Annotated in this window: 19 protein-coding genes; 6 read left to right on the top strand and 13 right to left on the bottom strand. The window is 66.5% G+C overall.

The genetic code is table 11. From position 1 onward, the window contains the following. Positions 1-91: 91 nt before the first annotated feature. The 8 genes from N0B71_RS07140 to N0B71_RS07175 form a co-directional block, all read right to left on the bottom strand. Positions 92-520, bottom strand: coding sequence for a c-type cytochrome (locus N0B71_RS07140; protein WP_311197214.1), 429 nt, complete (start codon positions 518-520; stop codon positions 92-94). A gap of 172 nt (positions 521-692) precedes the next feature. Next, positions 693-1,241 carry a cupin domain-containing protein gene (locus N0B71_RS07145; RefSeq protein WP_259758071.1) on the bottom strand — a complete coding sequence of 183 codons (549 nt, stop codon included), beginning with the start codon at positions 1,239-1,241 and terminating at the stop codon, positions 693-695. Between the two features lie 163 nt (positions 1,242-1,404). Then, a complete protein-coding gene (gene alr / locus N0B71_RS07150) occupies positions 1,405-2,484 on the bottom strand; it encodes an alanine racemase (RefSeq protein WP_259758072.1) in 1,080 nt (359 codons plus the stop codon). 79 nt (positions 2,485-2,563) lie between these two features. Beyond that, on the bottom strand, positions 2,564-2,917 hold the full coding sequence (locus tag N0B71_RS07155; protein ID WP_259758074.1) for a RidA family protein: 354 nt from the start codon (positions 2,915-2,917) through the stop codon (positions 2,564-2,566). After that, entirely contained in the window at positions 2,892-4,187 is a 1,296-nt protein-coding gene (dadA, locus tag N0B71_RS07160) for a D-amino acid dehydrogenase (RefSeq protein WP_259758075.1), read from the bottom strand. The genes N0B71_RS07155 and dadA overlap by 26 nt, the downstream gene beginning before the upstream one ends. Before the next feature lie 361 nt (positions 4,188-4,548). Next, on the bottom strand, positions 4,549-4,893 hold the full coding sequence (locus N0B71_RS07165; protein ID WP_259758076.1) for a YdbL family protein: 345 nt from the start codon (positions 4,891-4,893) through the stop codon (positions 4,549-4,551). A 15-nt stretch (positions 4,894-4,908) separates the two neighbouring features. Beyond that, a complete protein-coding gene (locus N0B71_RS07170; protein ID WP_081515164.1) occupies positions 4,909-5,100 on the bottom strand; it encodes a YnbE family lipoprotein in 192 nt (63 codons plus the stop codon). Between the two features lie 18 nt (positions 5,101-5,118). After that, positions 5,119-7,692, bottom strand: a complete 2,574-nt coding sequence (locus N0B71_RS07175; RefSeq protein WP_259758077.1) for a YdbH domain-containing protein — start codon at positions 7,690-7,692, stop codon at positions 5,119-5,121. 172 nt (positions 7,693-7,864) lie between these two features. On the opposite strand from N0B71_RS07175, the gene dadR reads away from it, so the two are divergent. From dadR to N0B71_RS07190, 3 genes are all read left to right on the top strand, one after another. Beyond that, complete coding sequence (gene dadR, locus N0B71_RS07180; protein ID WP_015479539.1) at positions 7,865-8,353, top strand: transcriptional regulator DadR; 489 nt, start codon at positions 7,865-7,867, stop codon at positions 8,351-8,353. A gap of 151 nt (positions 8,354-8,504) precedes the next feature. Further along, complete coding sequence (locus N0B71_RS07185; protein WP_259758078.1) at positions 8,505-9,824, top strand: NAD(P)/FAD-dependent oxidoreductase; 1,320 nt, start codon at positions 8,505-8,507, stop codon at positions 9,822-9,824. Positions 9,825-9,893: 69 nt separating this feature from the next. Beyond that, positions 9,894-11,447 (top strand): phospholipase D family protein, encoded by a 1,554-nt coding sequence (locus tag N0B71_RS07190; RefSeq protein ID WP_259758079.1) that lies wholly within the window; start codon positions 9,894-9,896, stop codon positions 11,445-11,447. On the opposite strand, the gene N0B71_RS07195 is transcribed toward N0B71_RS07190, so the two are convergent. After that, the gene (locus tag N0B71_RS07195; RefSeq protein ID WP_259758080.1) at positions 11,444-12,613 is read right to left on the bottom strand and encodes an MFS transporter; all 1,170 of its coding nucleotides are present in this window, start codon (positions 12,611-12,613) and stop codon (positions 11,444-11,446) included. The two genes, N0B71_RS07190 and N0B71_RS07195, sit on opposite strands and share 4 nt — an antisense overlap. Before the next feature lie 157 nt (positions 12,614-12,770). Beyond that, entirely contained in the window at positions 12,771-14,264 is a 1,494-nt protein-coding gene (locus N0B71_RS07200) for an aldehyde dehydrogenase (RefSeq protein ID WP_259758081.1), read from the bottom strand. A gap of 299 nt (positions 14,265-14,563) precedes the next feature. Here N0B71_RS07200 and N0B71_RS07205 point away from each other — a divergent pair, with 299 nt between their 5' ends. Next, the gene (locus N0B71_RS07205; RefSeq protein ID WP_259758082.1) at positions 14,564-14,926 is read left to right on the top strand and encodes a cupin domain-containing protein; all 363 of its coding nucleotides are present in this window, start codon (positions 14,564-14,566) and stop codon (positions 14,924-14,926) included. A 347-nt stretch (positions 14,927-15,273) separates the two neighbouring features. Here the strand turns inward: N0B71_RS07205 and rpmG are convergent, their stop codons facing one another. Both rpmG and rpmB read right to left on the bottom strand, forming a co-directional pair. Next, positions 15,274-15,429 (bottom strand): 50S ribosomal protein L33, encoded by a 156-nt coding sequence (rpmG, locus tag N0B71_RS07210; RefSeq protein WP_017520721.1) that lies wholly within the window; start codon positions 15,427-15,429, stop codon positions 15,274-15,276. 12 nt (positions 15,430-15,441) lie between these two features. After that, complete coding sequence (gene rpmB, locus N0B71_RS07215) at positions 15,442-15,678, bottom strand: 50S ribosomal protein L28 (protein ID WP_009614118.1); 237 nt, start codon at positions 15,676-15,678, stop codon at positions 15,442-15,444. 367 nt (positions 15,679-16,045) lie between these two features. On the opposite strand from rpmB, the gene N0B71_RS07220 reads away from it, so the two are divergent. Beyond that, complete coding sequence (locus N0B71_RS07220) at positions 16,046-17,617, top strand: ABC transporter substrate-binding protein (RefSeq protein ID WP_259758083.1); 1,572 nt, start codon at positions 16,046-16,048, stop codon at positions 17,615-17,617. Between the two features lie 62 nt (positions 17,618-17,679). Next, positions 17,680-18,195 (top strand): hypothetical protein, encoded by a 516-nt coding sequence (locus tag N0B71_RS07225; protein WP_259758084.1) that lies wholly within the window; start codon positions 17,680-17,682, stop codon positions 18,193-18,195. Here the strand turns inward: N0B71_RS07225 and radC are convergent. Beyond that, positions 18,169-18,843, bottom strand: a complete 675-nt coding sequence (gene radC / locus N0B71_RS07230; RefSeq protein ID WP_259758085.1) for a RadC family protein — start codon at positions 18,841-18,843, stop codon at positions 18,169-18,171. The two genes, N0B71_RS07225 and radC, sit on opposite strands and share 27 nt — an antisense overlap. Positions 18,844-18,874 lie beyond the last annotated feature (31 nt).

Here is an 18,874-nt window from a genome sequence, read left to right on the forward strand (position 1 = left end):
GGCGCAAAAGTTGCTCCCGTGACTCATCCGGTGACATATCGCGGGCATGAAAAAGCCGCCCGTGGGCGGCTCCTTCGCACAGGTCGGCGGCTTACAGGCCGGACATGTGGTGAATCGCAGCTTTCAGCTCGTCATCGGAGCAATCAGCGCAGGTGCCCTTGGGCGGCATGGCGTTGATACCCGAGATGGCCTTGGCCAGCAGGCCGTCGAGGCCGCCTTGTTCTTTCGCACGCTTGCCCCAGTCAGCCTTGTCGCCGACTTTCGGCGCGCCCAGCAGGCCGCTGCCGTGGCAGTTGGTGCAGACCTTGCCGACAATCTCTTCGCCCGAACGCGGGGCACCGCCGCCACCGGCAGAAGCGACGGCGCCAACGCCTTCGCATTCCTTGCCCTGGACGCAGACTTTGCCGACAGGTTCGAGACGCTTGGCAATGGCGTCATCGTTGGTCGCGGCCTGAACGCTCACTGCCCACAGGGCCAGTACGGCAGCTTGGGCTGCCAGGATTTTTCTAATCAGGTTCACCCTTTCACCCTCATCGTGGCTTATCACGCCCGGTCGCGGTGCAGTCACAGTCTCGGGCCGCGCGAGCGGGCGCAAGTATAACGGCAAAGCCGGGAAGCTCGAAACAATTGCACTGCCTTGCAGGCCTTTGCGGCATTAGGTCGCAGCTGGTCTGGCCGGTCCTACCGGCTGTTCAAAAATTTGCCGGAGTAGTCGCGCTGATCAGCCGCGCCGGGGCTTCGAACGGGTTGCGGAAGCGGTGCGGCTTGGTGCTGTCGAAATAGTAGCTGTCGCCGCACTCGAGGACGAAGGTCTCGTCGCCAACGGTCAGTTCCAGGCGGCCTTCGACCAGCACGCCGGTCTCTTCGCCTTCGTGGGCGTACATGTCGTCACCGGTGTCGGAACCCGGCGGGTAGGTCTCGTCGAGCAGGGTGATGGCGCGGCTGGGATAGTCCTTGCCGATCAGCTTCATGATGATCGAGCCGCTGGACATGTCGCTGAGTTCGTCTGCCTTGTAGACCACCGGAGTGTTGCTGCTCTGCTCCAGATCGAGGGAAAAGAACTCGACCAGGGACATCGGAATACCACCCAGCACTTTCTTCAGCGAGCTGATGGAGGGGCTGACGCTGTTCTTCTCGATCATCGAGATCGTGCTGTTGGTTACGCCCGCCCGTTTGGCGAGTTCGCGCTGGGACAAACCTTTGAGCTTACGGATGGCTTGCAGACGAGCACCGACGTCCAAGGGTGGGGTCCTCCTTATTCTTGTGATCAGGCAGGCTCTGAAAGGCAGAACCCGCAACGGCTTGAGCCGAGCGGGTTCCAAGTGCCACGTATCATGGCAACACCGTTCAGTATTTACAACAGATCGCCCGCCGATCCTGCGCAAACTTTACGGGCGGTATCCGTCACTCGCCCAGGTAGCCCCGCGGAACGCGCTTGAGGTTGCAGAACAGCTGGTAGGGGATGCTGCCGCACAGGGCGGCCAGCTGGCTGGCGGGGACGTTCGGGCCCCAGAGTTCGACGCGGCTGCCCAGGCCGGCCTGGGGCAGGTCGGTCAGGTCCACGGTGAGCATGTCCATGGAAACGCGGCCGATGATGCGGCTGGGCTTGCCGTCGATGAACACCGGCGCGCCATCCGGCGCTTGGCGCGGATAGCCGTCGGCGTAACCCATGGCGACCACGCCGACGCGCACCGGGCGGTCGGCGATGAAGCGAGCTCCATAGCCCACCGGCTCGCCGGCCGGCAGTTCGCGGAGGCTGATGACCTGGGATTCCAGGGTCATCACCGGGCGCAGCTGGTCAGCCAGCGGATGCGCCTGTTCGAAGGGAGTGGCGCCGTAGAGCATGATGCCGGGGCGCACCCAGTCACTGGGCACGTCCGACCAGCCGAGGATGCCGGGGGAGTTACGCAGGCTGATCTCGTGGCCCTGGCCTGCGGCTTCGCGCACGGCCTGGAAGGCGGCGACCTGCTCCCCGGTCCGCGGGCAGTCCAGTTCGTCGGCGCGGGAGAAGTGGCTCATCAGCACGACCTTGGCCACCTGGGGCAGCGCCTTCAGGCGCGCCAGCGCGGCGGCATAGTCCTGCGGGAAGAAACCGACGCGGTGCATGCCCGAGTCCATCTTCAGCCAGACCGTCAGCGGCTTGCTCGGGCGCGCACGTTCGATGGCTTCCAGTTGCCAGGCCGAATGCACCACGCACCAGAAGTCATGGGCGTCGATCAGTTCCAGTTCGCTGGCCTCGAAAAAGCCTTCGAGCAGCAGGATCGGCGCGCGGATGCCGGCTTCGCGCAGTTCCAGTGCTTCCTCGATGCAGGCCACGGCGAAACCGTCGGCCTCGCCTTCCAATGCCTTGGCGCAAGCGACAGCGCCATGGCCGTAGGCGTCGGCCTTGACCACCGCCAACGCTCGGGCGCCGGAGACTTCACGGGCCAGGCGGTAGTTGTGGCGCAGGGCGGCGAGGTCGATCAGGGCACGGGCGGGACGCATGGCGAAGCTCTCTTATGGTGGGTGGAACAAAACGACGGACGAAAAAAACCCGGCGCTCCGGCCGGGCCACGCAAAACGATCAGGGCAGTGCGGCGACGACGGAGATCTCGACGAGAATCTCCGGGTAGCACAGCGCCGCCTGGACGGTGGCGCGCGCCGGGGCGCAGCCCTGCGGGACCCACTGGTCCCAGACGCCGTTCATGCCGGCGAAGTCGGCGGCGACGTCCTTGAGGTAAATGGTTGCCGAGAGAATCCGCGACGGGTCGGTGCCGGCTTCCTCGAGCAGGCGCTCGATGCGGGCGAGGACGTCGCGGGTCTGCTGTTCGACTCCGGCGCTGAGGTCGTCCGCCACCTGGCCGGCAAGGTACACCGTGCCGTTGTGGACGACCGCCTGGCTCATGCGCTGGTTAGTGTGCAGGCGCAGGATGGCCATCGTGGGCCTCCGAGGCAGCGCCGTAGCGGGAGATGTCCAGGCCCTCGGTGCTGATCTGCGGGCGCTTCTTGGCCATCAGGTCGGCGAGGTAGCGGCCCGAGCCGCACGCCATGGTCCAGCCCAGGGTGCCGTGGCCGGTATTGAGGAACAGGTTGCGGTAGCGGGTGGCACCGACGATCGGGGTGCCGTCCGGGGTCGCCGGGCGCAGGCCGGTCCAGAACTCGGCCTGGCTGACGTCGCCGCCTTCGGGGTACAGGTCGGTGGTGATCATTTCCAGGGTGGCGCGGCGACGCGGGTTCAGCGACAGGTCGAAGCCGGCGATCTCCGCCATGCCGCCTACGCGGATGCGCTGGTCGAAGCGGGTGATCGCGACCTTGTAGGTCTCGTCGAGGATGGTCGAGGTCGGCGCCATGTCCGGGTTGGTGATCGGCACCGTCAGCGAGTAACCCTTGAGCGGGTAGACCGGGGCGTCGATGCCCAGCGGCTTGAGCATCTGCGGCGAGTAGCTGCCCAGCGCGAGCACGTAGCGGTCGGCGGTGACCAGCTGGCCATCGACCCACACGCCATTGATGCGGTCGCCGGCGAAGTCCAGGCGCTGGATGTCCTGGCCGAAGCGGAATTCCACGCCCAGGGCCTTGGCCATCTCGGCCAGCTTGGTGGTGAACATCTGGCAGTCGCCGGTCTGGTCGTTGGGCAGGCGCAGCGCGCCGACCAGCTTGTCGGCCACCTTGGCCAGGGCCGGTTCGACGCGGGCGATGCCGGCGCGGTCGAGGACTTCATAGGGCACGCCGGTGCTTTCCAGCACGGCGATGTCCTTGGCGGCGGAGTCCAGCTGGGCCTGGGTGCGGAACAGCTGGGTGGTGCCCAGGGAGCGACCTTCGTAGCTGATGCCGGTCTCGGCGCGCAGTTCGTCGAGGCAGTCGCGGCTGTACTCGGACAGGCGCACCATGCGCTCCTTGTTCACCGCGTAGCTCTTGGCGTTGCAGTTGCGCAGCATCTGCCACATCCAGCTGTACTGGCTCGGGTCGCCGGTCAGCTTGATGGCCAGCGGGGCGTGGGTCTGCAGCAGCCATTTCATGGCCTTGAGCGGGATGCCCGGGGCAGCCCAGGGCGAGGCGTAGCCAGGCGAAACCTGGCCGGCGTTGGCGAAGCTGGTTTCCAGAGCCGGGCCGGGCTGGCGGTCGACCACGACCACTTCGAAGCCGGCACGGGCGAGATAGTAAGCACTGGCGGTACCGATCACACCGCTGCCAAGCACCAGAACGCGCATCTTTGCCTCCTACGTCGCGCCAGGGGCGCGGACGTTTCTTATTCTGAACGTAGATGCGCGCAGTATAGGAAGTCAGGCTCAGCGATATTCACTGATTGCGATGCGCTATTTGAGGAAAAATCCTGGTAAAAGTCGCTTTCACGGAGGGACATCCACCAGGATTACAGCATTTTCGCCGGAGACCGAGTGGTCGAGGATCTGGCGAAATTTTCACCAGATCCAGAGGAAATAGCGAACAGAGGCGCATCGGCCAGAACTTCTCGCGTCCAACCGATCCGCGACGGGAATTACCTGCTTGCGGCGCCGTGCCGCGGGCTCACCACCGGAGGCGGCGGCGAGCAGGGAAATCCCCTTGGCGTACCTACTTGCGCACCCACTGGCCGTTGACCTGCACGTACTGCCCCGACGGCGTGCGGTCGATGGCCTTCTTGCCGGCCAGGGCTTCCACGTCCTTGAGGGTGGCGCCGCTCTGGCTGGCGACCTTCTGGTACTCGGCACGGCGTGCGGCGTTGATCTGCGCGGCGATGTCGGCGGCCTCGCCGCCATTCTTCACGACGCCCAGGTAGCCGTCGGCCTGCTCGCCGACCAGGCCCTGGGACTTGGCGCCACCCAGGGCGGACATCGCCTGTTCCAGGCTCATGGCCATGACCGGCAGGCTCAGGCAGAGGGCGACCAGTGCGACGCCCAGTTTGCGGTGCAATCTCATGCAAAGGCTCCTTGTTTAGAACAGGCCGCTGTTCTCGTTGATGATGCCGTCGAGCGCCTTGTCGACCTTGATGTAGATCTCGTGCTCGATCTTCACGTTGAGGTTGATGTTGATCGGCTCCTTGGGCGCCGCCAGCTGCACGGTGGGCGTGCAGCCCTGGGCGAGGCCGGCCAGGAGCAGTAGGGCAAATAGGGCGCGAAGGCGCATGTCAGGGTCTCCTTGCGGTCATGGCGCGGCGGCCGGGTCGTTGCGCAGGCGGTCCTGCACGCGCTTGCGGATGGTGTCGCTGACCCGGTCGCTCAGTTGCAGGCTGGTGAGCAGCTTGGGCACGTTCTCCTCCAGGTTGACGTTGAGGTTGATCGGCCGCCCCTGCTCCAGCGCGGGGTTGCGCCCGCTCAGGCTCAGGGCGAGGAGCAGCGTGCCGGATTCATCATAATCCACGCGGCTGCTCAGCTTGTCGTAGCGGAAATCGTCGATGGCGGTGGCCACCAGTTGCATGGCCGGGTTGCTCTGGCCCAGTGACTGGATCTTCGCCGAGCGGAACTGCAGCACGCCCGGCTCCCGCGCGGCGACCTCGCCGCCGTGGATCACCAGCTTGCCCTGGTTCAACGCCAGCGGCAGGTTGCCGTCGAGGATGCCGGTGCCGGACAGCCCTTCAGCCGGGTAGGCCGCGAGAATCGCCTCCAGCGCCAGCCCTTCCAGCCGCAGGGTCAGACCCTGGCCACGCGTGGAAAGATCCACGGCACCCGCCGGCAGCCAGGCGCGGCCGTTGAACAGGCCCAGCTCGGCCTGTCGCCAGTCGACCCGCCCGGCCAGCGGCGCCGCCAGCAATGCCGTGTAGCTGCCCTGCACAGTCAACGGCCCCAGGGTCACGCCGGGGTTGAGCGAGGCGACCTTCACCTGCGGCAGTTGCACCTGCATCTGCGCGCCCTTCACGGCGACGTTCGCCTGGAGGTCGAGGCCGTGGATTTCGCTGCGGTCGTAGACGCCTTCCAGCCCACTGCCACGCAGGTTCAGCTCCAGGCTCTGCGGCGCGTTGCCCGGCGGCAGGCGCCAGTTCAGGTCGACGCTGGCCTTGCCATTGTTCAGGCTGAGCAGGCCGGGCCAGTCGCCGAGGGACTTTTCCAGCGGGTTGCCGGTGCGCAGGAAGAATTCGGGATGGCGCGCACTCAGGGCAATCCCCTGCTTTGCCGAGTGGCTGAGATCGACCTCGGCATTCAGGCCGCCGCTGTTCAGCAGGCGCCCCTTGAACTGCTGGGCGTCGAGACTGGCCACGAGCGTACCCACGGCATTCCAGGACAGCGGCTTGACGTGGGGCTGGCGCAACTCGCCTACGGCCAGTTTCAACGGGGCATCCAGTTGCAGGGTGGCCGGCGTGTCACTGGCATACCCGAGATTCAGCGTGCCTTTGCCCAGCGAGGCGGCCAGCCTGCTGGCCTTGAGCGATGGCGGACCGGCCAGCGTGCCGACTTGGACGTGGGCGCCATCGGCTACGTTGAAACTCGCCGACTGCTGATCGATCCGGCCGTCGAAGCCCAGGTCGACGCGGCTGTTGTCGCCGCGCAGGCCGGCCAGCTCCAGGTGCGGGACCTTCCCCTCCAGCCGCGAATCGCTCAGTTGCAGCGCCAGCGGGGTCGCCTCCAGCAGCGCCACGCGGGAACGCAGGCGCAGATCGGCGGCGCCCTCGGCGCGAAGGTCGGCGCGCACGCTGCCGGCCTCGTCGTCCACGCCGGGCTCCAGGCGCAGGGTCAGGCGCGCCGGGCGCAGGCCGACCGGCAACGCCTGCAGCCAGTCGCCGTAGAGATCGGACAGGCGCAAATCCCCGCTCACCACCGTCGGGCGCCAGCCGTTGGCGGTCGCGCCGGCGATCAGCCGCAAGTCGCCCTGCAGATTGCCCGCGCCCGGCAAAGGCCAGGGCTGTGGCAGTTGCAGGGCGAGATCGATGCTGCCCTGGCCGTCGCGCAGGCCCGGCCAGTCCGGCCAGTCCGGCCAGGCGGCGTCGCCGGCCAGGTGGGTGTCCCAGCTCAGGCGCAGGCGCCCGGCCTCGGGGATCGGCAACGGCAGGTTCGGCGTCGGCAGCCATGCGCCGAGCCAGTTGCGCACCGCCTGCACCGGCGGCACCGCGGGGCTGTAGAGACTGCCGCTGAGCTGGCGGCTGGCGGGCGTCCAGCTGGAGTCGAGGGACAGCAGTTGTTCGTTGTCCAGGTAGCTGTCCAGTCGCAGGCGCCACTGGCCGTCACCCGGTTGCAGCAGGCCGTTGAATGCCAATTGCTGGCCGCCCTGGCGCAGCTCACCGCCCAGCGCGGCGGCGCCGCCCTGGATCTGCTGCCAGTGGGCGCTGCCGTTGAGGCTGCAGCGCTGCTCGCGGGCGCAGGGCAGCTCCACGGCAAGATGCTCCAGCGCCAGCCGGCCGGGCAGCAGCGCCAGCCACCGGTTGAGCTGGGCGATATCCGGTAACGCGGCGTCATCCTCCGGCGCGCCCTGCCCCGGCCACTGGCGCACGTCGATCATGCCGGCCGCCAGCTCTTTCAGGCGCCAGCGTCCGTCTTCATGCTCGGGCCAGCCGACGCGCAGGTCCTGCAGCTGTATCGCCAGGCGCGCGCCGTCCGGCGTCTGCCGTTGCAGGGCCAGGCGCTGCAGCGTCAGGCCCTGGCGGGAAATGCCCAGGCCCTGCCAGTGCTCGATACTCACCCCGGCATTCGCCAGCAGGCGCGGAACCGCCAGCCACACCGCGCCGACCGCCAGTGCCAGGAGCAGCAACAGCAGCAGGAGAACGGTGCGCAGGCGGGGAAGCGACATGCGAAAGCCTCTGCGAAGAACGACCGGCATCGGCCGAAAACGGCGTTACGTTGGCCTACAGGCTGGCCGTCCGGCGCGGGAAGTTCAAGGGTTGCCAGTGATATTCCCTGCACAACCGACTATATTGCCGACATTCCCCCAAAGCTCTTTGCTCGACTTCAGAGTCCATCCCATGAGAACCCAGCATCAAAGCCGCCGCGAACTGGACAAGATCGACCGCAACATCCTGCGCATCCTGCAGGAGGAAGGTCGCATCTCCTTCACCGAACTGGGCGAGCGCGTCGGCCTGTCCACCACGCCGTGCACCGAGCGCGTGCGCCGGCTGGAGCGCGAGGGGATCATCATGGGCTACAACGCCCGGCTGAACCCGCAGTACCTCAAGGCCAGCCTGCTGGTGTTCGTCGAGATCAGCCTGGACTACAAGTCCGGCGATACCTTCGAGGACTTCCGCCGCTCGGTGCTCAAGCTGCCCCACGTGCTGGAATGCCACCTGGTCTCGGGCCATTTCGACTACCTGGTGAAGGCGCGTATCTCGGAAATGGCCTCCTACCGCAAGCTGCTGGGCGACATCCTGCTCAAGCTGCCCCACGTGCGCGAATCCAAGAGCTACATCGTGATGGAAGAGGTGAAGGAAAGCCTCACGCTGCCCATCCCGGACTGATCCGGCGCGCCGGTTCCCCGGCGTTTCCAGCATGCGCCTGTGCTTTATTTGCGACTTCCCGTGTTTTTTGCGGCCACGCCTATTGGCTGGGCGGGAAGTCGGCGCTTATCCTGCGTAAAATTTTAACAACACAAAAATCAGGATATCGCACATGAACGCCCGCGTTCACCAGCCAGTGCACACCGACCGCCACGCCCCGTCCTACTACGCCGCCAGCGTCAATCGCCAGCTCGACGCAGCGTCCCTGGCCGGCGAGGAGAAGGCCGACGTCTGCATCATCGGCGGCGGCTTTTCCGGCCTGAACACGGCGATCGAGCTGGCCGAGCGCGGGTTGTCGGTGATCCTCCTGGAAGCCCACCAGATCGGCTGGGGCGCCAGCGGGCGCAACGGCGGGCAACTGATCCGCGGCGTCGGCCATGGCCTGGAACAGTTCGAGCCGGTCATCGGCGCCGATGGCGTGCGCGCCCTGAAGCTGATGGGCCTGGAGGCCGTGGAGATCGTCCGCCGCCGCGTCGCCCAGTACTCCATCGACTGCGACCTGACCTGGGGCTACTGCGACCTGGCCAACAAGCCCTCGGACGTCGAAGGCTTCCAGGAAGATCTCGATGAGCTGAAGAGCCTCGGCTACCGCCACGAACTGCGCATGATCCCGAAACAGGACATGCGCTCCATCGTCGGCTCCGACCAGTACGTCGGCGGCCTGGTGGATATGGGCTCCGGCCACCTGCACCCGCTCAACCTCGCCCTGGGCGAAGCCGCGGCGGCGCAGGGCCTGGGCGTGAAGCTGTTCGAGAACTCCGCCGTCACCGGCATCGACTACGGCAGCGAAGTGCGCGTACGCACCGCCCGCGGCAGCGTGCACGCCAGGACCCTGGTGATCGCCTGCAACGCCTACCAGAACGGTCTCAATCCCTACCTCGACGGCAAGGTGCTGCCCGCCGGCAGCTACGTGATCGCCACCGAGCCGCTGTCCGCCGAACAGGCCCACGCCCTGTTGCCGCAGAACATGGCGGTGTGCGACCAGCGCGTGGCGCTGGACTATTACCGCCTCTCCGCCGACAACCGCCTGCTGTTCGGCGGCGCCTGCCACTATTCCGGGCGCGACCCGGCGGACATCGCCGCCTACATGCGGCCGAAGATGCTCAAGGTGTTCCCGCACCTGGCGAACGTGCGCATCGACTACCAGTGGGGCGGCATGATCGGCATCGGCGCCAATCGCCTGCCGCAGATCGGCCGCCTGCCCGACCAGCCCAACGTGTACTTCGCCCAGGCCTACGCCGGCCATGGGGTGAACGCCACGCACCTGGCCGGCAAGCTGCTCGCCGAGGCCATCACCGGCCAGCAGGGCAGCGGCTTCGAGCTGTTCGCCAAGGTGCCGCACATCACCTTCCCCGGCGGCAAGCTGCTGCGCTCGCCGCTGCTGGCGCTGGGCATGGCCTGGTACCGCTTCAAGGAAACCCTTGGCAGCTGACCGCCAACGCCCACCAGCGGCTAGAATCTTCCGCAGCCCGCCACCGGCGGGCTTGTCGGAGACGCCTCTTTGCTTCCACGCCTGCTTCTGCTGATCCTGCTGGCCCTGGGCGGCTGCGCCAGTGCGCCGCCCCCTGAGCCCTCGCACGTGCTGCCGGTGCAGGGCACCCGGCTGGACAACGAGATCAGCGAGCGCGCCGCGGCCCATCCCGGCCAGTCCGGCTTCCACCTGCTGGCCGCCAGCGTGGACGCCTTCCTCGCCCGCGCGGAGCTGATCCGCAAGGCCCAGCGCAGCCTCGACATCCAGTACTACATCGTCCATGACGGCCTCACCACCCGCGCGCTGATCCGCGAGCTGCTGCACGCGGCGGATCGCGGCGTGCGCGTGCGCATCCTGATCGACGACACCAGCAGTGACGGCTGGGACTACGAGCTGGGCAACCTGGCCGCCCACCCGAACATCCAGGTGCGCCTGTTCAACCCCCTGCACCTGGGCCGCAGCACCGGCGTCACGCGCAACCTGGGGCGGCTGTTCAACCTCTCCGAGCAGCACCGGCGCATGCACAACAAGCTGCTGCTGGCGGACAACAGCGTGGCCATCGTCGGCGGCCGCAACCTGGGCGACGAGTACTTCGACGCCAAGGCCGAGATGAACTTCAGCGACCTCGACCTGATGGGCGTCGGCCCCGTGGCGCAATCGCTGGGGCAGAGCTTCGACCAGTACTGGAACAGCCGCATCAGCCGGCCCATCGAGGACTATCTGTGGAGCGACCCGGACCTCGACGAACTCGACCACATGCGCCGCAAACTGGATCGCTACCTGGCCAAGGAACGGGTGAAGAGCTCCAGCTACATCGCCCGGCTGAACCGCAACAGCGATCGCCCGCACCTGCAGAACTGGCTGGACGACCTGGTGTGGGCGCCGGGCAAGGCGGTGTGGGACACGCCGCTGAAGGTGCTCGACCAGGGCGACCCGAAGGGCGAGCAGTTGCTCAGCACCCAGCTGCAGCCGCTGTTCGACAACGTGTCGAAGGAGCTGATCCTGGTCTCGGCCTATTTCGTGCCGACCAACGCCGGCGCCCAGTACCTGACCCAGCGCGCCGACCGCGGCGTCAGCGTGCGCCTGCTGACCAACTCGCTGGAAGCCACCGACGTGCCCGCCGTGCACGCCGGCTATGCGCCCTACCGGCTGGAGCTGCTGGGGCACGGGGTGAAACTCTACGAGCTGCGCGCCGACCCGGACCAGCGCCTCTCCGGCGCGCCGTGGATGGTGCGCGGCTCGAGCAGCGCCAGCCTGCACAGCAAGGCGGCGGTGTTCGACCAGCAGAAGGTGTTCGTCGGCTCGCTGAACTTCGACCCGCGCTCGGTGCTGTGGAACACCGAGGTCGGCATCATCGTCGACAGCGCGGAACTGGCCGACCAGGTGCGCCGCCTGGCGCTGGCCAGTATGTCGCCCAGCGTCAGCTACCAGGTGAAGATCGCGCCCGACAGCGACCCGCCCAGGCTGGTCTGGATCGAGGAACGCAACGGCCACCTGATCGAGCTTGACCGTGAGCCGGGCAACGTCTGGCGTCGGCTCAACGCGTGGATCGCCGGCGCCATCGGGCTGGAGAAGATGCTCTAGGAGCGATCCTGCTGCAGCCCGCCGTCAGCCACCTGCGTCACCGGCGGCAAGCCGCGGTAGGACACCAGCACCACGAACCCCGCCGCGCCCAGCGCCATCACCAGGGGCAGCGCGTGGCCGCTGATCCATTGGCTGACCGCGCCGGTGGTCAACGGCCCGATCAGGCAACCGATGCCCCAGAGCTGGGCGATGTGCGCATTGGCGCGGACCAGCGCATCATCGCGGTAGCGCTCGCCGATGAGGATCAGCGACAGGGTGAACAGCCCGCCCGCGCTGGCGCCGAACAGCACCAGCACCGGCCAGATGGCGATGTGCTGCAGCAACAGCGGCATGGCGAGGCTGCTGGCGAACAGCACGATGCCGCAGCCCTTGAACAGCGTCTGCCGGGAGATGCGGTCGGCCAGCCAGCCGATGGGCAGTTGCAGCAGCGCGTCGCCCACCACCACGGTGCTGACCATCGCCAGCGCCACGGCCTGGGTGAAGCCCTGCTGCACGCCATACACCGGCAGCAGGGTCAGGATCATCGCCTCGAAGCCGGCGAACAGCACCACAGCCCAGGCGATCGCCGGCAGCTGGGCGCAGAAGGCGAACAGGCCGCGGCCGTTGGCACTGTGCGGGTCCACTTTGGGTGCGCCGGTACGGCCCAGCAGCAACAGCGAGCCGCCCACCAGCAGGCAGACGCTGAACCAGAAGCCACGGTTGTCGGCGGTGCCGATGAAGGTCAGCAGCACCGGGCCGGACAACTGGCTCAGCGCGTAACCGGTGCCATACAGGGCGACCAGGCGGCCGCGCCACTTTTCGATGGCGAGCTGGTTGATCCAGCTTTCCCCGAGGATGAACACCACGGTGAGCTGCACGCCGATCAGCAGGCGCAGGACCAGCCAGATCGGATAGCTCTGCAGCAGCGCCAGCAGGCCGACCGAGAAGGCCCCGGAGATCAGGCACAGGCGCATCAGCCGGGGCGTGCCGAAGCGTGCGGCGAGGCGCCCGGAAATCATCGCCCCCAGCAGGACGCCCACCGCCGGGGTGGACGCCATGACGCCGATGGCGAAGCTGCCATAGCCCCAGCCTTCCAGACGCAGCGACACCAGCGGCATGGTCAGGCCCAGGGCCAGGCCGATGCTGATGACGGCAGCACACACAGCAAAATACGGTCCCCAACGCATTGTCTTTCTCCCGTTCCATCCGGAGCGCACGCCAGGCGCGAGGGTGCCCGATGCGCAATGCACAGCGGCCGGGCTTCCCTGAGGGAAACCCGGCCGCGGGTGTGGCTCTTCTTCAGAGCCGGCCCCTGAAGCGGGGCCGACCTGCTTCAGCTCTGGATTACAACTTGATCCAGGTAGCCTTCAGCTCGGTGTACTTGTCGAACGCGTGCAGCGACTTGTCACGGCCGTTGCCGGACTGCTTGAAGCCACCGAACGGAGCGGTCATGTCGCCGCCGTCGTACTGGTTCACCCACACGCTGCCGGCGCGCAGCGCCTTGGCGGTCAGGTGGGCCTTGGACAGGTCGCTGGTCCACACCGCCGCGGCCAGGCCGTACGGGGTGTCGTTGGCGATGCGCACGGCTTCCTCGGCATCGGTGAACTCGATGACCGACAGCACCGGGCCGAAGATCTCTTCACGGGCGATGCGCATGGCGTTGGTCACGCCGTCGAAGATGGTCGGCTCGACGTAGGTGCCGCCGGTCTCTTCCAGGGTGCGCTTGCCGCCGGCCACCAGCTTGGCGCCGTCGTCGTGGCCGGCCTGGATGTAGCTCAGCACGTTGTTCATCTGGGTGGTGTCGACCAGCGCACCGACGTTGGTTTCCGGGTCCAGCGGGTTGCCCGGCTTCCAGGCCTTGATGGCTTCGACGACCATCGGCACGAACTCGGCCTTGATCGACTTCTCCACCAGCAGGCGCGAGCCGGCGGTGCAGACTTCGCCCTGGTTGAAGGCAATGGCGCTGGCAGCGGCTTCGGCGGCGGCCTTCAGGTCCGGGGCGTCGGCGAAGACGATGTTCGGGCTCTTGCCACCGGCTTCCAGCCAGACGCGCTTCATGTTCGATTCACCCGCGTACACCATCAGTTGCTTGGCGATCTTGGTCGAACCGGTGAACACCAGGGTGTCGACGTCCATGTGCAGGGCCAGGGCCTTGCCCACGGTGTGACCGAAGCCCGGCAGGACGTTGAACACGCCTTTCGGGATGCCGGCCTCGATGGCCAGCTGGGCGATGCGGATGCCGGTCAGCGGGGACTTCTCGGAGGGCTTCAAGATCACCGAGTTACCGGTGGACAGCGCCGGGCCGAGCTTCCAGCAGGTCATCAGCAGCGGGAAGTTCCACGGCACGATGGCAGCGACGACGCCGACCGGCTCGCGGGTGACCAGGCCCAGTTCGTTGTGCGCGGTGGCGGCGACTTCGTCGTAGATCTTGTCGATCGCTTCACCGCTCCAGCGCAGGCTGTTGGCGGCGCTGTTGACGTCGATGCTCAGCGAGTCGCTGATCGGCTTGCCCATGTCGAGGGTTTCCAGCAGGGCCAGTTCCTCGGCGTTCTCCAGCAGCAGCTCGGAGAAGCGGATCATGACCTTCTTGCGCTTGGCCGGGGCCAGGCGCGACCACACGCCGGATTCGAACGCGGCACGGGCGACCTGCACGGCACTCTCGGCATCGGCCAGGTCGCAACTGGCGACCTTGGCCAGGAAGCGGCCATCCACAGGGCTGATGCAATCGAAGGTGGCGCCGGATGCGGCGTCGACGTATTCACCGTTGACGAAGGCGCGGCCTTCGATCTTCAGGTCTTTGGCGCGAGCTTCCCAATCGGCGCGAGTGAGGGTACCCATGACAACGTGTCCTCTTATTAATGTACTTATCAGGTGCAGGCGCCCAGCGGGCGCACTGTCAAAAATTCCGCAAGGCGGAGCAAACGCATGCTGTTCGCCACCCTAAACCTGCGGCAGTCAATTTTCAATATTTTTTACACTATAGGGCCAAATGGCCTTGTCACGTTCGTTTTATTAAACATAGACTGCCCTGATTCGTCGGCTGATGGTTTTCCGACAGCCGCGTCGGAGTAAATATCCAACAGCGCTGCGCGTGCCCGCACGCACTCTCGCCAACAACTCAAAGAACCGAGACCGCCATGAACGTCGAGCAGATCGTCGATTTCGCCCAGGCCACCACCGCCCCCGAACACTACCGCCCCGCCCCGGACCGCATCATCAAGGGCGACCCGGCGCAGAATGTGCGCAACCACTACGCCAGCGAGTGCGGCCAGTTCAACGTGGGCATCTGGGAAGGCGAGCCGGGCCAGTGGAACGTCAGCTACACCGAGCACGAGTACTGCGAGATCCTCCAGGGCGTGTCGGTGATCCGCGACGCCAACGGCGGCGCCAAGACCGTGCGCGTGGGCGACCGCTTCGTCATCCCCGCCGGCTTCAGCGGCACCTGGGAAGTGCTGGAGCCCTGCCGCAAGGTCTACGTGATCTTCGAGCAGAAGGCCTGAACCCTCCCCCGACATGAAAAAGCCCGCTGTAGAAAGCGGGCTTTTTTGTTTGCCGGCTGAGAGCCAAGACCACTGACCGACAGCGTTTGTATCTCGCAATTTACCGATAAATCAGCCATTCCCCAGCCTGCCCCCCCAAAGCTCCAGCACCTTTAAGCAAGAATTGTCGAGCCAACAAGCTCGTAACCATCCCAGATTTCAATCTGCAGGATTGGAGGTTCAAGACCAGCACCTTTTGGCATAAATTGCCGCACCTCCAGCGTCAATTTTCAAGTAAATCGACACAAAAGCCGGGGATAAAAAAACCCGCCACGAGGGGCGGGTTTCTTCACAAGGGCGTCGATCAATTACTTGATCTTGGCTTCCTTGTAGATCACGTGCTTGCGAACAACCGGATCGTATTTCTTGATCTCGATTTTCTCAGGCTTGGTACGCTTGTTCTTGTCGGTGGTGTAGAAGTGGCCGGTACCGGCGCTGGACACCAAACGGATCAGTTCGCGCATGACTGCAGCTCCTTAGAATTTTTCGCCGCGGGCGCGCAGGTCGTTCAGAACGGCCTCGATGCCACGCTTGTCGATGATACGCATGCCTTTGGCGGAAACGCGCAGACGCACGAAGCGCTTCTCGGACTCAACCCAGAAACGGTGGTGCTGCAGGTTCGGCAGGAAACGGCGGCGGGTTTTGTTGTGTGCGTGGGAAATGTTGTTCCCGGTAACCGGACCCTTACCGGTCACTTGGCAAACTCTCGACATGGCTCAGCCCTCTGTAAACCACATGCCAAACCCGGCATGGGTTGGCTGCTTAACTCAATTGGATTCTCAGTTTCACCGGGGTCTTAACTGCCGCTTCGCCGCGATCGACTCGCAGGATCAGAGCAGGGCCCCAGAAAAGAGCGCAGCTTTATATCAGAAAGTCACTTTGCGCTGCAAGGGAAAGCATGACTCGGAAAACCAGACGCCAGCCCCCGTGGGGCGCGGCACCGGTGCCGTTCGTCGCCTGTCATCGTTGTGACGGGCGGCGGCTTGGTCTAGGGTAGCTCCTTCGAGGCTGCCAACAGCCTTGCATGACCCCGCCCAGCCATCACGGATGGGCATCTTGCCAGCTCACACGGAGTTCGTCATGCGTCTTGCCCTTCTCGCCCTCCTGCTTTCCCCCGCCCTGGCCAGCGCCGCCTCGCTGAGCGTGTGCACCGAAGCCAGCCCCGAAGGCTTCGACGTGGTCCAGTACAACTCGCTGACCACCACCAACGCCTCGGCCGACGTGCTGATGAACCGCCTGGTGGACTTCGACGCCGCCCGTGGCGAAGTGGTGCCGAGCCTGGCCGAGAGCTGGAAGGTGTCCGATGACGGCCTGACCTACGACTTCCAGCTGCGCGACGGCGTGGCCTTCCACCACACCGACTACTTCAAGCCGAGCCGGAAGCTGACCGCCGACGACGTGGTGTTCAGCTTCCAGCGCATGCTCGACCCGGCGCAGCCCTGGCACAAGGTCGCCCAGAGCGGCTTCCCCCATGCCCAGTCGATGCAGCTGCCCAGCCTGGTCAAGGCGGTGGAGAAGGTGGATGAGCACCACGTGCGCTTCAGCCTCAACCACCCGGACGCTACCTTCCTGGCGATGCTCAGCATGGGCTTCGCCTCCATCTATTCCGCCGAGTACGCCGACCAGCTGATGAAGGCCGGCACCCCGGAGAAGCTCAACGCCCAGCCGATCGGCACCGGGCCCTTCGTCTTCAAGCGCTTCCAGAAGGACGCCGTGGTGCGCTACGCCGCCAACGCCGCGTACTTCGGCGGCAAGCCGGCGGTGGATAACCTGGTCTTCGCCATCACCCCCGACGCCGCCGTGCGCCTGCAGAAGCTCAAGCGCGGCGAGTGCCAGATCGCCCTGTCGCCCAAGCCGCTGGACGTGGAAGCCGCCACCAAGGACGCCAGCCTCAAGGTCGAGCAGACGCCCGCCTTCATGACCGCCTTCGTCGGCATCAACAGCCAGCACCCGCCGCTGGACAACCCCAAGGTGCGCCAGGCAATCAACCTCGCCTTCGACAAGGGCAGCTACCTCAAGAGCGTGTTCGCCGGCAGCGCCACCGCCGCCGACGGCGTCTACCCGCCCAACACCTGGAGCTATGCCAAGGACATCCCCGGCTACCCGCGTGACCTGGACAAGGCCCGCGCGCTGCTCGCCGAAGCCGGGCACAAGGACGGTTTCAAGACCACCATCTGGACCCGCCCGACCGGCAGCCTGCTCAACCCCAACCCCAGCGTCGGCGCCCAGCTGCTGCAGGCGGACCTGGCGCAGGTCGGCATCCAGGCCGAGATCCGCGTGATCGAATGGGGCGAGCTGATCCGCCGCGCCAAGGCCGGCGAGCATGACCTGCTGTTCATGGGCTGGGCCGGCGACAACGGCGACCCGGACAACTTCCTCACCCCGCAATTCGCCTGCGCCAGCGTCAAGTCCGGGCTGAACTTCGCGCGCTACTGCGACGAGAAGCTCGACGGCCTGATCAGCCAGGGCAAGGCCGTGGCCGACCAGGCCAAGCGCAGCGAGCTGTACCACCAGGCCCAGCAGATCATCCACGACCAGGCGCTGTGGCTGCCGCTGGCCCACCCGACCGCCTCGGCGCTGACCCAGAAGAACGTCAAGGGCTATGCGGTGAGCCCCTTCGGCCGCCAGGACTACTCGAAGGTACAACTCTGAACGAGGGGCTGCTCGACTACCTGCTGCCGGCCTTCCAGTTCGCCGAGCGGCACACGCTGAGCATGCGGGCGACGCCCGGCCAGGTGCTGGATGCGGTCACCCGACTGACCGCCGAGCACGATCCGCTGGTGCAGCGCCTGCTGCAGATCCGCGAGGCACCGGCGCGGCTGGCGTTGCGCCTGGGCCTGCGCAATGCCCTGGCGGAGCGGCCGCGCTTCGGCCTGCATGAATTCACCTTGCTGGGTCGCCAGGGCGATCGGGAGATCGCCTACGGCCTGATCGGGCGATTCTGGCGTGGCGACTTCGGCCTGCGCCCATGCGCCGATGGCGACGCCTTCCGACGCTTCGCCGAGCCCGGCACCGCCCGACTGGTGCTGCACTTCTCCTGCGAGCAGGCCGAGCAGGAGGGCTTCACCCTCGTCCGCACGGAAACCCGCGTGCACTGCCCGGACCGCCGCAGTCGCCTGCTGTTCACGCCCTACTGGCTGGCGATCCGCCCGGTCAGCGGGCTGATCCGCCGGCGCCTGCTGCGGGACATTCAGCGCCGCGTCTCAGAGCAGGCCCAGCTCAGCCATTGACTGCGGCGCACCGTCGCCAACGATGAAGTGATCCAGCACGCGCACGTCGATCAGCGCCAGCGCCTCGACGATGCGCCGGGTCAGCAGGCGGTCGGAGTGGCTCGGTTCGCAGATGCCCGAGGGATGGTTGTGCGCCAGGATCAGCGCGGCGGCGTTGTGCGCCAGGGCGCGTTTGACGATCTGCCGCGGATAGACGCTGGCACTGTCGATGGAACCGTGGAACAGCACCTCGAACGCCAGCATGCGGTGGCGGTTGTCCATGAACAGGCAGGCGAACACTTCATGGGGTTCGTGGCGCAGGCGGGCCTTGAGGAAGTCGCGCACCGCCTGCGGGCTTTCCAGCGCCGGGCCGCGGTCCATGTCCTGGGCCAGGTGCCGGCGCCCCATTTCCAGCACCGCCTGCAGCTGGGCGAACTTCGCCGGGCCCAGGCCGTGGTGCAGACAGAAGGCATCCAGGTCCGCCTCCAGCAGTGCACGCAGGCTGCCGAACTCCACCAGCAGCCGGCGCGCCAGGTCGACGGCGCTGCAACCGGCGACGCCGGTGCGCAGAAAGATGGCGAGCAATTCGGCGTCGCTCAGGCTCGCCGCGCCGCGCTCGAGCAGCTTCTCCCGTGGGCGCTCCGCCGCAGGCCAATCGAGAATTCTCACGCCACCTCCCAGGTCAGGCGCGCCCGCTGTT

Source organism: Pseudomonas sp. GCEP-101, from assembly GCF_025133575.1.
Lineage (GTDB): Bacteria > Pseudomonadota > Gammaproteobacteria > Pseudomonadales > Pseudomonadaceae > Pseudomonas > Pseudomonas nitroreducens_B.

Coding starts and splice junctions, on each gene's coding strand:
- N0B71_RS07170 (WP_081515164.1), bottom strand. CDS start 5,100: ATGCGCCTTCGCGCCCTATTTGCCCTACTGCTCCTGGCCGGCCTCGCC.
- N0B71_RS07185 (WP_259758078.1), top strand. CDS start 8,505: ATGAACGCCCGCGTTCACCAGCCAGTGCACACCGACCGCCACGCCCCG.
- N0B71_RS07175 (WP_259758077.1), bottom strand. CDS start 7,692: ATGTCGCTTCCCCGCCTGCGCACCGTTCTCCTGCTGCTGTTGCTGCTC.
- rpmG (WP_017520721.1), bottom strand. CDS start 15,429: ATGCGCGAACTGATCCGTTTGGTGTCCAGCGCCGGTACCGGCCACTTC.
- N0B71_RS07195 (WP_259758080.1), bottom strand. CDS start 12,613: ATGCGTTGGGGACCGTATTTTGCTGTGTGTGCTGCCGTCATCAGCATC.
- N0B71_RS07225 (WP_259758084.1), top strand. CDS start 17,680: ATGCGGGCGACGCCCGGCCAGGTGCTGGATGCGGTCACCCGACTGACC.
- rpmB (WP_009614118.1), bottom strand. CDS start 15,678: ATGTCGAGAGTTTGCCAAGTGACCGGTAAGGGTCCGGTTACCGGGAAC.
- dadA (WP_259758075.1), bottom strand. CDS start 4,187: ATGCGCGTTCTGGTGCTTGGCAGCGGTGTGATCGGTACCGCCAGTGCT.
- alr (WP_259758072.1), bottom strand. CDS start 2,484: ATGCGTCCCGCCCGTGCCCTGATCGACCTCGCCGCCCTGCGCCACAAC.
- N0B71_RS07205 (WP_259758082.1), top strand. CDS start 14,564: ATGAACGTCGAGCAGATCGTCGATTTCGCCCAGGCCACCACCGCCCCC.
- N0B71_RS07155 (WP_259758074.1), bottom strand. CDS start 2,917: ATGGCCATCCTGCGCCTGCACACTAACCAGCGCATGAGCCAGGCGGTC.
- N0B71_RS07200 (WP_259758081.1), bottom strand. CDS start 14,264: ATGGGTACCCTCACTCGCGCCGATTGGGAAGCTCGCGCCAAAGACCTG.
- dadR (WP_015479539.1), top strand. CDS start 7,865: ATGAGAACCCAGCATCAAAGCCGCCGCGAACTGGACAAGATCGACCGC.
- N0B71_RS07220 (WP_259758083.1), top strand. CDS start 16,046: ATGCGTCTTGCCCTTCTCGCCCTCCTGCTTTCCCCCGCCCTGGCCAGC.
- N0B71_RS07165 (WP_259758076.1), bottom strand. CDS start 4,893: ATGAGATTGCACCGCAAACTGGGCGTCGCACTGGTCGCCCTCTGCCTG.